Source organism: Nocardioides ganghwensis, assembly GCF_014779655.1.
GTDB classification, from domain to species: Bacteria; Actinomycetota; Actinomycetes; order Propionibacteriales; family Nocardioidaceae; genus Nocardioides; species Nocardioides ganghwensis.
The window spans coordinates 1-15,489 of sequence record NZ_JACXYX010000006.1; the positions used below are offsets into that span (position 1 = coordinate 1).

Genomic DNA, 15,489 nt, shown 5'->3' on the forward strand with positions numbered 1-15,489 from the left:
GGCTACGCAACCGCGGCATCGACACCCTGCCCAGCATCAGAACCCAAGACACGGCAGACTAAGCAGCACGAACCGGTGGCCTCGTTTTCGAGCGTCGGATCGGCCTCATTTTCGAGCGTTGCCGACACTGCCTTCCGCCGCGAAGCAGACGTATTGCTTGCCCCACCACGGTGCGAACCGTCGCCGACCATACGTACAGCGCCGCGCCCATTTGGGAATGAAGCCGAGCCACGGCTCATTGCGGATCGGGCGTCCCAGACCTGGGCTGCGCCGAGCGGGCCGGTCACGCGTGCCCACTATGGCTTCTGTTTGACGCCAATGACCTTACCAAGGTTGGCTCCGATTCGCGCCGACCTATGCAGAAAAGAATGAGCCGACCATCTGCGGCTCTAGGAAGACGAGTGGATCCTCGGGACCAAGGACGTATTCGGGCCACTCGCCAGCCAATCGTTCAACCGCATCGGTCTGGTCGCTGCCGTGACTTCGGTGGAGCGAGTTGGGGATCCGGTCGACAAACGCCTGAATGGTGTGATTGACCACTCGCGCGCCGAGAATTGCGGGTATTGTAAATCGGACCGAACTGCCAAAGCTGTCAATGCATATGTGGACGACGTCGCCGTGCAACCGCTTTGTGTCTTCGAGAAGACGCGCATAGTTGAATCGATGATTGTCTCGACCCACGATCGTCACGTCGTACAAGAGTCCGGGCTGGCCGGACGACCGTCCCGACTGCTTGGACGTCTGCCAAGGCCGCTGCAGAACGCCGATCGACATGCTGAACATCGCGTCGGGGTCCGCCACTCCTACCTTGGCCCAACTCTGGGAGTTGACCCTGACGTACGGAAACTGGTCCAAGTGCTGGAATCGTTTGGTGACTGGGTCCTTGGAAGGAGGCAGCACTGGGTACGCATCGTTGTAGCTCGTACAGAAGCGCCAAAAGCCATCGTCAAGATCGCGCATGAACTGCAGAAGTCGCGTCAGGTCATCGAAGTGCCCGAGCCTAAAGTGGGCAACTCGGTTACGGATCTGAGCTACTTCGGATAACTTTGCTTCCCACAGATCGCGAGGCGGCAGATACACGCTGAATAGGTCCCAGTGGTTACCAATGGTTCGACAAAGCGATCCGAAGGTTACATAGCTAATGGGACTCGCGTCAGGGGTCGGCATATGGGTTAGGCGCAGGTCTGCGGTCAGAGATCCACGCGGTTGCCCGGCTACTTCCTGCGTCCAATGGCGTCCGAAGGCCGCACACAGTTCGATGTACACCATCTGTCGGAGCCATGTCTCGAGTTGCCAGAGCCGGGCGTACGTCGCCACGCTCCGCGTAGGTACTTCACGAACCGAATCGATTGGCTCTTCAGACGTACCGGTGCTGCCCGTCATCGTCACCGTCTCCTCCAGCAAAGCTTAGGCCAAGTCTGAAGGTACTGCGGATGGCGAATCAGGGCGTGGCCATCGTGCAAGCGGATCCGGGTTGGGGAGCACCTGTCCGTCAGTGCTTCGTTTCGAAGTGTTTGCATGCGTCTATCCGCCGCGAATGCTTGGCTGCCCTGCAACAGCATGAAGCGGATCGCTGTGCCCACCTCGCCGCATGCCCGCGTGTCTCTTCCCGCCCGCGGCTACTGCTCGAGCCTGCGCAGGGCGAGTCCCTGCGCCTCCGAGAACTGACCGGTCTTGCGTGCCCACTCGGTGACGTCGGTGTCGCGAAGGTTGGCGAGCTGGTGGGGGTCTCGCTCGAGGTCGTAGAGCTCCCACTCCCCGGTGTCGTGGTGCTCGACGTAGGCGTGTGAGCCCTCCCGGAGCAGCGACCAGTCGAGGTTGATGTTCTCGACGATCAGGCGGCGTCGCCAGGAGGACCAGTCGCCGGACCGGAGCGGCTCGAGCATGGATCGGCCGTCGAGCTCGCGCCCGGTGTCGGGGTCGAGGCCGGCGATCTCGAGGGTGGTGGGCATCAGGTCGACCTGCGAGACCAGGGCATCGACCGTCCGGGGCTCGACATCCGGCCCGCGCACGGCGAACGGGATGCCCGCCGCCTCCTCGTACGGCTGCGACTTGGAGAGCAGCCGGTGCTCGCCCAACAGGTAGCCGTTGTCGGAGACGAAGAAGATCCACGTCCTCCTCAGCTGGCCCGTCGATCGCAGGACGTCCAGGACCTTGCCGATCTGGTCGTCGACGTCCTGCAGCTCCTCCAGCTTGCCCTCGTAGATCTGCTGCATCCGGCGACGGTCCTGCGGCGGGAGGTCTCGCAGCCACGGGGGCTTGTCGCTCATGTCGGCCTCGTTGAGCGCCTGTGGGTTCCAGCGAACCCCGTCGAAGTCGTCGGAGTGCTCGGGGCTCGGCGTGTACGGGCCGTGGGGCGCAGTCGGGGCGTACACCGCGAACCACGGACCGTCGTCCTGGCGGCGACGGATGAAGCGGCGCAGCCGCTGGCCGGCGAAGCGGTCGAACTCCCGTTGCGAGCCGACTTTCCGGACGGTGCCGTCCACGTTCACCCGGGGGTCGTCGATCATGCCGTCGAGCAGGGCGACCCAGCGGTCCCAGCCGGGGGCGACGTACGACGGGTCCTGGGCGAGCCCGTTCATGTACTTCCCGAAGTAACCGGTGTCGTAGCCGGCATCCTTCATCCTCGTCGCCGCCGTGTCCCTGTCATGTCCCTGGGCCACGAAGGGCTGGTGGGTCATGTTGGTGGCGCACCCGTGGTTGTGGGGGTAGCGACTGGTGAGGATCGAGGCGCGGGCCGGACCGCACAACGGCATCGCGCTGTACCCCCGCCGGAAGTGGACCCCCTTGCGCACCAGTCGTCTCCAGGTGCGGTCCATCGAGCGGAGCGTCGAGCGCATCTGGTCGTCCGTGACGATCCACAGGACGTTGTCGGCCATGCGCGACACCCTACGCACGCCCGGGCCGCCCACTGCTTGCCCGAGGTCCCTCAGGCGGTGATCGCCGCGTCCGCCCCGCGCGCGACGAGCTGGTCCCGGAGCGCGACGAGCTGGCTCACCTCGGCGAGGAAGCGGCCGGTGCTCTCGCCGACGTGCAGGTCGTCGAAGTAGTGGTGCCGCATCGCGACGCGGGCCAGGTGGTGCTCGTCGTGGGCGAGCCGGTCGGCCAGGAGCGAGGTCAGCCGGTCGATGCTCGTGGGGTCGACGAGGTCGGCGCACCGGCTGATCGGGGCCTGGTGGTGCAGCGCCTCGACGTCGCAGTGGGGGTCGGTGAGGAAGATCGGCTTGTCGGTGTGGAGGTAGAGCCAGTCCAGGCCGACCGAGGACACGTCGGTGACCATCGCGTCGCACCCGGGCATCACCGCGAGGATGTCGCCGGTCAGGACCTGCGTGTGCCCGGCCTCGGGGTCGAGGCGGACCGCCTCGTCGAGGAGCCCCATGATCCGCAGGTGCGCCTCGGCGATCCCCGGGGTCAGGCTCGTGGTGACCTTGGGGTGCGGCTTGTAGACGAGCCGGACGTCGGGGACCTCGAGGATCGCCCGGACGATCTGCTCGCCGAGCACCTCGACCGAGGTGTAGTCGTTGTACTCCGCGTCGCCCTCCCAGGTCGGGGCGTACATCACCGTGCGCCGCGGGCTGGGCTCCAGCAGGGGCGTACGGGGGAGGTCGAGCTGCGGCCGGCCGATCCTGACCAGCCGGGACGCGTCGAAGTCGAGCAGCCCGGCGACGTACCTCTCGACGGCGGCGTCGCCGGCGACGAACACCCGGTCGTAGGCCTTGGCGTTGTTGCTCGCCATCGACTGCTTGTCGCTCTCGCCGTGGTTGACGTGCACGTGCAGCATCCGGCTGTCGACGAGCGACTCGAAGTTGAGCACCGAGTTGTTGCAGTAGAGGACGACCTTGGCGTCGAGCTCGGCGTAGAGCTCGGTGAGCTCGGGGAACGTCGGCGCCGTGAGGACGGTGAGGTCCGTACGCGAGCCGATCAGCTCGGCCGAGTCGGGGTCGCGCAGCACCAGGCCGACCGGGTGGACCCGGTCGAGGATCTCGAGGACCTCCAGCCACTGGGCGAGCTGGTAGGTCCTCGTCGGGTCGCCGGCGAAGTAGGCGATCACGGAGACGTCGTTCACGACCAGATTCTACGCGCACGTCACCCATGCAGGACCTGTTCGGGGCAAGCAGAAGGGCCCGGCGCACCGCGCCGGGCCCTCCTCGGGTCACACCTACTGTTGCCTGTAGGGCACGCCGTCCGCCGCCGGCGGCCGGGAGCGGCCCACCAGGCCAGCCACCGCGAAGATGGTGACGAGGTAGGGGAGCATCAGCATGAACTGGCTCGGCACGGGGGAGCCGATGGCCGAGAGCACACCCTGCAGGTTCGTCGCGAAGCCGAAGAGCAGCGCGGCGAGGGTGGCGCGGATCGGGTCCCACTTGCCGAAGATGACCGCCGCCAGCGCGATGTAGCCCGCGCCGCCGGTCATCTCGCGGTTGAAGCCCGCGACCGAGACGAGGCTGAAGTACGCCCCGCCGAGGCCGGCGATCGCGCCCGCGAGCAGGATGGTGCGGTAGCGGGTGCGGTTGACCTTGATGCCCACCGTGTCGGCCGCCTTGGGGTGCTCACCGACCGCGCGGACCCGGAGGCCCCAGCGGGTGCGGTAGAGCGCGTAGGCGACCAGCGCGACCACGGCGTACAGCACGTAGACGAGCGGGGTCTGGCGGAACAGGATCGGGCCGATCAGCGGGATGTCGCCGAGGATCGGGATCGGGAAGGCGCGCAGTCGCTCGGGGGAGTTGAGCGTCTCGGCGTTGGGGGTGAGGACCTGGCGGAACATGAAGTTGGTCAGGCCCACCACGAGCACGTTGAGCACGACGCCGACGATGACCTGGTCGACGAAGTAGGTGATCGCGAAGAGCCCGAGGATCAGTGCCACGAGCGCACCCGCCACGGCAGCGGCGACCAGGCCCGCCCAGGGGGAGCCGGTCGACGACGCGGTGATGGCGGCGGCGAAGGCGCCGAGCAGCAGCTGGCCCTCGATGGCGATGTTGACCACGCCGGCCCGCTCGCCCAGCACGCCGCCGAGAGCGCCGAACACGAGGGGGATGGCGAGCGCCACCGCGCCGCCGAGGAGGCTCACCAGCCGGATCCGGCCGTCGGCCGCGGCCCAGCTGAGGAAGCCGGTCATCCACGCGATCGCGAAGGCGATCGGGATCCAGCCCGGCTGGCGCAGGTGCGCGAGCATGCGGCGTACGGCCTCGGCGGTGAGGGCGAGGCAGATCACCACCATCACCCAGGCGGTCGGTCCCGAGGGCACGACGATGTCGGGCAGGGTGACGAAGTCGCTCTCCGCCGCGAGCTGGAACGTCGTGTCGCCGGCGTGGCTCGAGCGGAGCAGGATCCCGGCGAGCAGCGCCGTCAGTACGCCGAGCGCGATCGGCAGCTTGCGCGCACCCGCGCCGCGGGTGGGCGTCACGGCGGTGTCGGGCGCGAGGCCGCCGCTGTCGGGGGTCGGCTGGGCGGTCACGGTGCTCACTTGGCCTCCTGGGCGGGGAGCCGGAAGATCGCGCGCACCAGGGGAGGAGCGGCGAGGAAGAGGACGATCAGCGACTGGACCACCAGCACCAGGTCGACCGAGATGTTCTCGGACGCCTGCATGGTGAAGCCGCCCGCCTTGAAGGCGCCGAACAGCAGACCGGCGGCCAGGATCCCGAGCGGACGCGAGCGCCCGAGCAGCGCCACGGTGATGGCGTCGAAGCCGATGCCGGCGTCGAGGTCGAGCGAGACGCCGCTCGGCACCGTGCCGAGGACCTGGTTGACGCCCGCGAGGCCGAGCAGCGAGCCGGCGATCATCATCACCACGGTGTAGGTGCGCCCGACGTTGATGCCGGAGGCGCGGGCCGCGTGCGGGTTCTGGCCGACGGCGCGGATGCGATAGCCCAGCGTGGAGCGGTTGAGCAGCCACCACGCGACACCGACGGCGATGAGCGCGAGGACGAAGCCGAAGTGCAGGTTGAACTGCTCCCCGAGGACGTCGGGCAGGACCGCGCTGTCCTTCATCGGCGGCGACTTCGGGTTCACCGAGCCGGGCGTCTTGAGCAGCCACTCCTTGGTGAGGGCCCAGAAGAGCAGGTAGTAGCCGACGTAGTTGAGCATGATCGTGACGATCACCTCGTGCGCGCCGGTGCGGGCCTTGAGGAGCCCGGCGAGACCGCCCCACAGGGCGCCGGCGGCCATGCCGACGAGCACGGCGAGCGGCAGGTGCACGACGAGGGGCAGGTCGAGCTGGAACCCGACCCAGCCGGCCGCGCCACCCGCGACGAGCATCTGGCCGCGGCCACCGATGTTGAACAGCGACGCGCGGAACGCGAGGCCGACGCCGAGACCGCCGAGGATGAGCGGGCCGGCGAACTTCAGCGTCTCGGTGAGGGGGCGCCACTGCTGGGCGGGCTCGGTGAGGTTGTAGTTGAAGACCGCCCCGCGGAACATCGCGCTGTAGGCGCCGGAGATGGCCTCCCAGACGGCGGCGAAGAAGTCGGAGGGCCGGGCCGTGAGGTAGCCCGCGGTCTCGTGCACGCCCTCGTCGATCGCGGCGATCATCACCGAGCCGACGAAGATCGCGAGGAACACGGCGAGGACGCCGGCGAGCGCGTCGCCGGAGGTGATCTCGCGAAGGAGGGAGCGCGAGCGCTCGCCGCGGGCGTCGTGCGGGTCGACCTCGGGTGCGTCGGTGGCCGGCTCGTCGGTCACCACGGGCGAGTCGGGGTTCTTCTCCGACTCGGGCGTCGGCTGGTCCTTGTCGCTCACGCGACCACGTCCTTCAGGTCCTTCGGGCGTTCGCCGGTCATCATGAGTCCGAGGGTCTCGCGGGGGGTGTCGGCCGGGACGATGCCGACCACACGGCCGCGGTAGAGCACCATGATGCGGTCGGCGAGCGCGACCACCTCGTCGAGCTCGGTGGAGACCACCAGGACCGGGATGCCGCTGTCGCGGGTCGCGACGATCTGCTTGTGGATGAACTCGATCGAGCCGACGTCGACGCCGCGGGTGGGCTGCGCCGCGACGAGCAGGCGCAGGTCGCGGGAGAGCTCGCGGGCCACGACGACCTTCTGCTGGTTGCCGCCCGAGAGGTTGGCGGCCAGCGAGTCGATGTCGCGGGCGCGGACGTCGTACTCCTTGAGCTTCTTCTGCGCGAACTCGCGCAGCGCGCCGAGGCGCAGGCTGCCGTTCTTGACGAACGGCGACTTGAAGCTCCGGTTGAGCATGAGGTTCTCGGCGATGGTGAAGCCGGGCACCAGGCCGTCGACCTGGCGGTCCTCGGGGATGAACCCGACGCCGGCGTCGAGGATCTCCCGCGTCGAGCGACCGACCAGCTCGAGCCCGTCGAGCTTGATCGAGCCGCTGACGTCGTCCTGGAGGCCGAGCAGGGCCTCGGTGAGCTCGGTCTGGCCGTTGCCCTGCACGCCGGCCACGCAGAGGACCTCCCCGGCGCGGATGGTGAAGGTGAGGCCGTCGACCTGGGCGTGACCGGCCAGGTCGGTGACGCGCAGGTCCTTGACCACGAGCGCGTCGGCGCCGAGCTTCGGCTCGCCCTTGTGGACGACGAGCTCCACCGGGCGCCCGACCATCATCGAGGCGAGCTCGGCGTTGCTGGCGGTGGGCTCGGCCTCGCCGACGACCTTGCCGAGGCGGATGACGGTGATCCGGTCGGCGACGGCGCGCACCTCGCGGAGCTTGTGGGTGATGAAGACGATCGCCTTCCCGGCCTCCTTGAGCTGGCGCATGATCTCCATCAGCTCGTCGGTCTCCTGCGGCGTGAGCACGGCCGTCGGCTCGTCGAAGACGAGGAGCTCGGCGTCGCGGGAGAGGACCTTGATGATCTCGACGCGCTGCTGGACGCCGACCGGGAGGTCCTCGACGAGGGCGTCGGGGTTGACGTGGAAGCCGAACCGGTCGGAGATCTCGGTGACGCGCTCGCGGGCGGCGTCGACGTCGAGGGCTCCGGCGAAGCCGGTGGACTCGTTGCCGAGCATGACGTTCTCGGCGACGGTGAAGACGGGGATGAGCATGAAGTGCTGGTGGACCATGCCGATGCCGGCGGCCATCGCGTCACCGGGGCCGGTGAAGTGCTGGACCTGGCCGTCGAGCTCGATCTCGCCCTCGTCGGCCTTGTAGAGGCCGTAGAGCACGTTCATCAGCGTCGACTTGCCGGCGCCGTTCTCGCCGAGGAGGCAGTGGATCTCGCCGGGCTCGACGGTGAGGGAGATCGAGTCGTTGGCCACCACGCTGCCGAAGCGTTTGGTGATGCCTCGCAGGACGAGTCTCATGGCATCGCATCCTAGGGGTCGGAATGTGCGCGAGAAGCGCGCGGAGAAGGGTAACCGTGGCGGGCCCTGCGCCACTGCGCCGAGATGTGCCAAAGGTCGGGCCGCGGCTCTGGCAACTGGGCTCGCGGAGCGGGGGAGGACCCGCCCGGGGGCCAAAAGAGAGGGAGGCCGACGGTTCCGTCGGCCTCCCTCCGTGATGGAGCGTGGTGCTGGTCAGCCCAGGTAGGACGTGACCTCGATCGAGCCGTCGATGATGCCGGCCTTGACCTCCTCGAGCTGACCGGCGAGCTCGGGGCTCACCTTGTCCTCGAAGTTGTGGAACGGCGCGATGCCGACGCCTTCGTTCTCGAGGGTGCCGACGTAGGGCTCGAAGTCGAACTCGTCGTTGCCGGCGGCCAGGACGGCCTCGTAGGTCGAGACCTTCATGCCCTTGAGGATCGAGGTCATGACGTAGTCCTGCGTGCTCGGGTCGGTCTCGTAGAGGTCGGCGTCGACGCCGATCATGGCGATGTCCTTGCCGGAGTCCTCGATCGCGGTGATGGCGCCCTGGTAGATCGGGCCACCGACCGGCAGGATCACGTCGACGTCCTGGTCGAGGATCTGCTTGGCGGTGCTGGTCGCGGCCTCGTTGGCCTCGAAGCCACCGGTGAACGAGCCGTTCTTGCCGTCCCAGCCGACGACCTCGACGTCCTTGCCGTTCTCCTCGGCGTAGTACTCGGCGCCCTGCTTGAAGCCGTCCATGAAGATGGTGACGGTCGGGAAGGGCATGCCGCCGTAGGTGCCGACCTTGCCGGTCTTGGTGTAGTCGGCAGCTGCGTAGCCGGCGAGGAACGCGGCCTCGGCGGTGTTGTAGAGCAGGGGCTTGATGTTCTCGACGTCGGCCTTGCCGTCGAAGGTCTGACCGTCCTCGCCGCCGTCGGCGGAGTCGTCGATCAGGACGTACTCGATGTCGGGGTTGGCCTCGGCCGACTCCTTGGTCGCGGACGCCAGCGCGAAGCCGACGGTCACGATGACGTCGCAGCCCTCGCCGACCAGGCTCTCCAGGTTGGAGGTGTAGTCGTTCTCGCTGTTGGACTCGACGGCCTTCAGCTCCGCACCCAGCTCCTCGGCGGCCTGCTCGGCGCCCTCGAAGCCGAGCTGGTTGAACGACTTGTCGTCGAAACCGCCCGCGTCGGACACGATGCAGGGCAGGAAGTCGCTGGCAGCCTCGCTGCTGCCGCCCTCGCTACCGGTGGTCTCCTCCTCGGGTGCGTCGCCGCACGCCGCCAGGGTCGCGGCCGCCAGCAGGGCCACGAGGCCGCTCGAGACGACCTTCCTCGACTTCTTCACAAATGCCTCCAAGTTCGTGCCCCCGGAGTGGGGTCGCTTTCGGGCAGCATGATGCCTGCCCCGGGGCACCCCGTCACGCGGTTCGGAACTTCCGAAATGCGTTTGAGACATAAAAGTCGCCGGAGAACTTTCGGCGGAACCTGCCAAAGACTGTCGCTTCCTCGTATGCGCCATAGTGGCCGCGTGAACCAGCAGGAGTGGGACGAGCTCAAGGCCGCCGCGGTCGAGGTGATGGGGAGGGCGTACGCGCCGTACTCGCACTACTCCGTCGGCGCGGCCGCACGAGTGGACGACGGCCGCGTGGTGGTGGGCTGCAACGTCGAGAACGCGGCGTACGGGGTGGTGCTGTGCGCCGAGTGCGGCCTGGTCTCCCAGCTGTACGCGAGTGGCGGTGGGCGCCTGACCCACTTCGTGTGCGTCAATGGTGCGGGCGAGATCATCATGCCGTGCGGCCGGTGCCGCCAGCTGCTCTTCGAGCACGGGGGCCGCGACCTGCTGGTCTGGACCGTCTCGGGGGTCAAGCCCATGTCCGAGGTGCTGCCCGACGCCTTCGGGCCCGACGACCTGAACGACCTCGCCACGAGGGAAGGAACCCAGTAGTGCCCGCACACGACGCGGTCGAGGTGATCCTCGCCAAGCGCGACAAGCACGAGCTCAGCGACAGCCAGATCGACTGGGTGATCGACGCCTACACGCGCGGCGAGGTCGCCGACGAGCAGATGTCGGCCCTGGCCATGGCGATCCTGCTCAACGGGATGAACCGCACCGAGATCGCGCGCTGGACCGCCGCGATGATCGCGTCGGGGGAGCGGATGGACTTCTCCACGCTGTCGCGCCCCACCGCCGACAAGCACTCCACCGGGGGCGTCGGCGACAAGATCACGCTGCCGCTGGCCCCGCTCGTCGCTGCCTGCGGCGTCGCCGTGCCCCAGCTGTCGGGCCGTGGCCTGGGCCACACCGGCGGCACGCTCGACAAGCTCGAGTCGATCCCCGGCTGGCGGGCGGCGCTGAGCAACGAGGAGATGTTCGCGATCCTCGAGGACGTCGGTGCGGTCATCTGTGCCGCCGGCGACGGCCTCGCCCCGGCCGACAAGAAGCTGTACGCGCTGCGTGACGTGACCGGCACCGTCGAGGCGATCCCGCTCATCGCGAGCTCCATCATGAGCAAGAAGATCGCCGAGGGCACCGGCGCGCTGGTGCTCGACGTCAAGGTCGGCAGCGGCGCCTTCATGAAGGACCTGACGACCGCGCGCGAGCTCGCCGAGACGATGGTGGCGCTCGGCACCGACGCCGGCGTGCACACCGTCGCGCTGCTCACCGACATGGCCACCCCGCTCGGCCTGACCGCCGGCAACGCCATCGAGGTGCAGGAGTCGGTCGACGTGCTCGCCGGCGGCGGTCCCGCCGACGTGGTCGAGCTGACCCTGGCCCTGGCCCGCGAGATGCTCGCCGGTGCCGGTCGCGACGACGTCGACCCGGCCGACAGGCTCGCCGACGGCTCGGCGATGGACGCCTGGAAGAAGATGATCCGCGCCCAGGGCGGCGACCCGGACGCGGCGCTTCCGCAGGCGAAGGAGTCGCACGTCGTCACCGCGCCCTCGAGCGGCACCCTCACCCGCCTCGACGCGATGGCGGTCGGCATGGCCGCGTGGCGCCTCGGCGCCGGCCGGGCCCGCAAGGAGGACCCGGTGCAGGCCGGCGCCGGCGTGGTCTGGCACGCGCGACCCGGTGACGCGGTCACCGAGGGCGAGCCGCTCTTCACCCTGCTGACGGACGAGCCCGAGCGCTTCGACCGGGCGCTCGCCTCGCTCGAGGGCGGGTTCGACATAGGTGACGGCTCGGCCCACGTCGTGCAGGACCTGGTCATCGACCGCATCGCCTGAGTCCCCAACTCTGGGGGTACGCAGCCCGATCCGGCCTCAGGCTCCCCCGATCGACCTAGCCTCCTGACAGACCTGTGGGAGGTTTGTCATGGACGATCCGGGGACACCATGAGCACGGCCGACGAGTACGACCGTGACCTTCCGCCGCGGGTCCTGCTCGCGGTCGGGATCGTGCTGCTGCTGCTCACCGGCCTGGTCATCGGCGGTGGAGTGGCCTACCTGCTGTGGGCGTCCCCGGACGAGACGGAGCAGGCGAGCGACGGGTGCACCCGCTATCGCAGCGTGGACATCACGGTGGCGGCGGAGATGTACGACGTGGTGGTCGACGCCGTCGACGACGTGGCGCCCGCGTGCACGTCGATCGAACCCACCGTGCGGTCCGGCGCGGAGGTGGCCCTCGGCGTGTCCACGGGTCGCGCCCTCCCCGACATCTGGATACCGGAGTCCCGCATCTGGCTAGGCCGCGCCCGCCTCGGCGACGAGGCCCGCGTACGGGTGCTGGCGCCCAGTGTCGCGCGCACCCCGGTGCTCCTGGTCGGCGGCTCCCGTGCCCGCCGGTTCGCCACGTGGGGCGACGCGGAGGCCTCGGGCCTCGTGACGGTCCCGGACCCGGAGGTCTCCACGGTGGGTGCGCTGGCCCTGGTGGCCCCGCTGGCCGAGGCTCGCCTGAGCGGCCGGACGCCCGCGGAGGCGCAGCAGATGGTGGTGCCGTTCGCGCAGACGTACGGCGCCCGGCGCGCGCGGGGAGCCGACGAGCAGGTGTGGCCGACCATGTTCCGGCCCCTGTCGCCCAGGCTGGTCGTGACCACGGAGCAGGAGCTGACCCTCACGGAGGACGGGCGGCGCATGCGAGACCTCACGCCGGAGGTGGGTGCGCCGGTCCTCGACTTCCCCCTCGTCGTCTCGGAGGACGCGGCGCCCGGCGCGCGCGAGGTGGCGCTGCGCCTGCTCGACCACCTGGTGGGCGAGGACGGTGCCAGGGCGCTGGTCGAGCAGGGCCTCCGCCCCGCGCGCGGTGCGTCGTCCGCCGCCACCCGCTCCGACGTCTCGGCCTACCTGCCGACGCCCACCCCCAAGACGGTCGTCACCGCGGTGCAGTCGTGGAAGACGCTGGCGGTCCCGTCGGCCATCCTGGCCGTCGTCGACGCGTCGGGGTCGATGGACTTCGACGCGGGGACCGGGACGAGGATGGACCTCCTCGCCGACGCGGCGTTGATCGGCCTCTCGTTCCTGCCGGACCACGCCCGGGTCGGGCTGTGGATCTTCTCCATCGACAAGGGCGGTCCCGGCCAGGACTGGCGGGTCCTGGAGCCGATCCGCCGGCTGGACGACCTGCGCTTCGGCCGCACCCAGCGCTATGCGCTGCGCGAGCGTGCGGACGAGATGCCGGGCCTCACCGACGGCGGCACGGGTCTGTACGACACGGCGCTCGCCGCCTACCGGGAGGCGCTGCGCAGCTACCGCCGGAACTACTCGAACGCCGTGGTGCTCATGACCGACGGCCGCAACGAGGACGCGGGGTCCATCGGGCTGGACCAGCTGCTCGCACGCCTCCGGGAGCTGCGCGACCCCGACCGGCCGGTGCGGATCGTGGGCATCGCGATCGGCGAGGACGCCGACCTGGGGGCCCTGGAGCGGATGGCGGGGGTCACCGGGGGCGACGCCTACCTGGCGGCGCGGCCGGAGGACATCCTCGGGGTGTTCGCGCGGGCTGTGCTGTCGCGCTGAGGCGGTGCCTCAGCCGAGCAGGAGCACCACGTGGGCGGCCACGCAGGCCGGCTTGTCGTGGCCGTCGATCTCGACGGTGTGCTCGACGACCAGCTGCTTGCCGGCGGGGAGGTCACGCACCTCGCCGAAGCGCACGTGCGAGCGCAGTCGGCTGTCGACGGGCACCGGGCTGGGGAAGCGCACCTTCTCCAGCCCGTAGTTGAGCCGCGCTCCCGGCGTCTCGAGGCGGAAGACCTGCGAGGCGAAGTGCGGGAGCAGGCTCAGGGTGAGGAACCCGTGGGCGATCGTCGTGCCGAACGGCCCCGCGGTGGCCGCCTCGACGTCGACGTGGATCCACTGGTGGTCGAGCGTGGCGTCGGCGAAGGCGTCGATCCGGGCCTGGTCGACGGTGAGCCAGTCGCTGGTGCCGATGTCGGTGCCCGCGGCCGAGGCGACCTCGTCGAGGGTGGTGAAGGTGCGCATGAGCACGAAGATAGTGCTTGACCATGGCGGGCCCTGCTTGGATGTGCCGGTGAGCACTCCCACCCGCGACCAGGTGCAGGCCGCCCCGAAGGTCCTGCTGCACGACCACCTCGACGGCGGGCTGCGCCCGCAGACCATCGTCGAGCTCGCCGAGGAGATCGGCCACGAGCTCCCGGCCGGCGACGCGGAGTCGCTGGGCCGCTGGTTCGCCGAGTCGGCCGACTCCGGCTCGCTGGTGCGCTACCTCGAGACCTTCGACCACACGGTCGCGGTCATGCAGAACGGCCCCGCGATCGCACGGGTGGCCCGCGAGTGCGTCGAGGACCTCGCCGCCGACGGCGTGGTCTACGCCGAGGTGCGCTACGCACCCGAGCAGCACGTCACCGGCGGCCTGACGCTCGACGAGGTCGTCGCCGCGGTGCAGGAGGGCTTCGACGCCGGCATGGCGGCGAGCGGCGGGCGGATCGTCGTACGCCAGCTGCTGACCGCGATGCGGCACCAGGCCCGGTCGATGGAGATCGCCGAGCTGGCGATCGCGTGGCGCGACCGCGGTGTGGCCGGGTTCGACATCGCGGGGGCCGAGGCCGGCTTCCCTCCCACCCGCCACCTCGACGCCTTCGAGTACCTCCAGCGCGAGAACGCCCACTTCACCATCCACGCGGGCGAGGCCTTCGGCCTGCCGTCGATCTGGGAGGCCATCCAGTGGTGCGGCGCCGACCGCCTCGGCCACGGCGTACGCATCATCGACGACATCACCGTCCACGACGACGGTTCGGTCGAGCTCGGCCGGCTGGCGGCGTACGTCCGCGACAAGCGGATCCCGCTGGAGATGTGCCCCAGTTCCAACATCCAGACCGGCGCGGCGGAGTCCTTCGAGCAGCACCCGGTCGGGCTGCTGACCGACCTCCGCTTCCGGGTCACCGTCAACACCGACAACCGGCTGATGAGCGGCACGTCGATGACGCAGGAGATGCACGGCCTGGTCGAGGCCTTCGGCTACACGCTGCAGGACCTGCGGTGGTTCACGATCAACGCGATGAAGTCGGCCTTCCTGCCCTTCGACGAGCGCCTCGCGATCATCGACCAGGTCGTCAAGCCGGGCTACGCCGCCCTCATCGACGCCCGTACGGAGGCGTAGCCGCGCGGTTGGCGGCCGTGAGCTCGGCGTAGGCCTGGTCGCCCGTGGCGCGGCGACAGCCCTGCCGCACCGCGTGGGCGACGACGCGTTGCTGGTCGCGCATCAGCGCCAGCCCGCGGCGTACGAGCACGAGCGGCGGCTTGCGGTGCTCGCGCAGGTCCCGGGTGAGGCGGCGCCAGAAGGTCTTGAGGGGGTGCTGGGTGATGCAGTACGCCGCCGCGAGCATCCCCTCGTCGCGACAGGTGGCCACGACCTCGGGGGCGAAGATGCCCTCCGCGACGAAGCGGGCGCTGCCGCCGAGGTCGACCGCGCGCGAGCCGGAGCGGCCGTTCTGCGAGATCTCGTAGACCGGGACCTCGCTGCGTCCCGTCGCGCACAGCTCGCGCAGTGCGGCGAGGGCGTCGGCCTCGTGCCAGGAGTCGGGGTGGTCCCAGTCGACGAGCCCGGCGTTGGCCCCGGTGGTGATCCGGGGGAGCGTGGGGTCGTCCCCGTCCTTGTAGAAGTCGTCGAGGCGGAGGACGGGCAGACCGAGGCGTTCGGCGAGCCGGGACTTCCCGGCGCCGCTCGGGCCGGCCAGGACCACCACCTGGGCGTGTGTCATTTGTTACGCACTCGTTTCGTCGTTCGGCCACGGACGGTCGGGCAGGAGATTAGTCTCGCCCAAACCCCCGATTGACGTTCTTGTGGGAGGACA

Annotated in this window: 13 protein-coding genes; 4 read left to right on the forward strand and 9 right to left on the reverse strand. The window is 69.6% G+C overall.

The window, feature by feature from the left end:
* Positions 1-354: 354 nt before the first annotated feature.
* The 7 genes from IEZ24_RS08485 to IEZ24_RS08515 all read right to left on the reverse strand — a co-directional run bounded on the left by IEZ24_RS08485 (position 355) and on the right by IEZ24_RS08515 (position 9,584).
* Positions 355-1,383 (reverse strand): hypothetical protein, encoded by a 1,029-nt coding sequence (locus IEZ24_RS08485; RefSeq protein WP_129455365.1) that lies wholly within the window; start codon positions 1,381-1,383, stop codon positions 355-357.
* Positions 1,384-1,619: 236 nt separating this feature from the next.
* A complete protein-coding gene (locus tag IEZ24_RS08490) occupies positions 1,620-2,879 on the reverse strand; it encodes a sulfatase family protein (protein WP_129455366.1) in 1,260 nt (419 codons plus the stop codon).
* Between the two features lie 50 nt (positions 2,880-2,929).
* The gene (locus IEZ24_RS08495) at positions 2,930-4,066 is read right to left on the reverse strand and encodes a CDP-glycerol glycerophosphotransferase family protein (protein ID WP_129455367.1); all 1,137 of its coding nucleotides are present in this window, start codon (positions 4,064-4,066) and stop codon (positions 2,930-2,932) included.
* A gap of 93 nt (positions 4,067-4,159) precedes the next feature.
* Entirely contained in the window at positions 4,160-5,464 is a 1,305-nt protein-coding gene (locus tag IEZ24_RS08500; protein ID WP_242498493.1) for an ABC transporter permease, read from the reverse strand.
* Positions 5,461-6,735, reverse strand: a complete 1,275-nt coding sequence (locus tag IEZ24_RS08505; RefSeq protein ID WP_242498494.1) for an ABC transporter permease — start codon at positions 6,733-6,735, stop codon at positions 5,461-5,463. The genes IEZ24_RS08500 and IEZ24_RS08505 overlap by 4 nt, the downstream gene beginning before the upstream one ends.
* Positions 6,732-8,255, reverse strand: coding sequence for an ABC transporter ATP-binding protein (locus tag IEZ24_RS08510; protein ID WP_129455368.1), 1,524 nt, complete (start codon positions 8,253-8,255; stop codon positions 6,732-6,734). Before IEZ24_RS08510 ends, IEZ24_RS08505 begins: the two co-directional genes overlap by 4 nt.
* A gap of 213 nt (positions 8,256-8,468) precedes the next feature.
* A complete protein-coding gene (locus IEZ24_RS08515) occupies positions 8,469-9,584 on the reverse strand; it encodes a BMP family lipoprotein (RefSeq protein WP_242498495.1) in 1,116 nt (371 codons plus the stop codon).
* A gap of 165 nt (positions 9,585-9,749) precedes the next feature.
* Here IEZ24_RS08515 and IEZ24_RS08520 point away from each other — a divergent pair, with 165 nt between their 5' ends.
* The 3 genes from IEZ24_RS08520 to IEZ24_RS08530 all read left to right on the forward strand — a co-directional run bounded on the left by IEZ24_RS08520 (position 9,750) and on the right by IEZ24_RS08530 (position 13,195).
* Positions 9,750-10,184 carry a cytidine deaminase gene (locus IEZ24_RS08520; protein ID WP_129455370.1) on the forward strand — a complete coding sequence of 145 codons (435 nt, stop codon included), beginning with the start codon at positions 9,750-9,752 and terminating at the stop codon, positions 10,182-10,184.
* Positions 10,184-11,467 (forward strand): thymidine phosphorylase, encoded by a 1,284-nt coding sequence (locus tag IEZ24_RS08525; RefSeq protein ID WP_129455371.1) that lies wholly within the window; start codon positions 10,184-10,186, stop codon positions 11,465-11,467. Before IEZ24_RS08520 ends, IEZ24_RS08525 begins: the two co-directional genes overlap by 1 nt.
* A 108-nt stretch (positions 11,468-11,575) precedes the next feature.
* Positions 11,576-13,195 carry a VWA domain-containing protein gene (locus tag IEZ24_RS08530; RefSeq protein ID WP_129455372.1) on the forward strand — a complete coding sequence of 540 codons (1,620 nt, stop codon included), beginning with the start codon at positions 11,576-11,578 and terminating at the stop codon, positions 13,193-13,195.
* A gap of 9 nt (positions 13,196-13,204) precedes the next feature.
* Here IEZ24_RS08530 and IEZ24_RS08535 read toward each other — a convergent pair whose 3' ends face one another.
* On the reverse strand, positions 13,205-13,657 hold the full coding sequence (locus tag IEZ24_RS08535) for a MaoC family dehydratase (RefSeq protein WP_129455373.1): 453 nt from the start codon (positions 13,655-13,657) through the stop codon (positions 13,205-13,207).
* A gap of 43 nt (positions 13,658-13,700) precedes the next feature.
* On the opposite strand from IEZ24_RS08535, the gene IEZ24_RS08540 reads away from it, so the two are divergent.
* Entirely contained in the window at positions 13,701-14,795 is a 1,095-nt protein-coding gene (locus IEZ24_RS08540) for an adenosine deaminase (RefSeq protein WP_439116362.1), read from the forward strand.
* Here IEZ24_RS08540 and IEZ24_RS08545 read toward each other — a convergent pair.
* Entirely contained in the window at positions 14,770-15,396 is a 627-nt protein-coding gene (locus IEZ24_RS08545) for an ATP-binding protein (protein ID WP_129455375.1), read from the reverse strand. The two genes, IEZ24_RS08540 and IEZ24_RS08545, sit on opposite strands and share 26 nt — an antisense overlap.
* Positions 15,397-15,489: the final 93 nt, after the last annotated feature.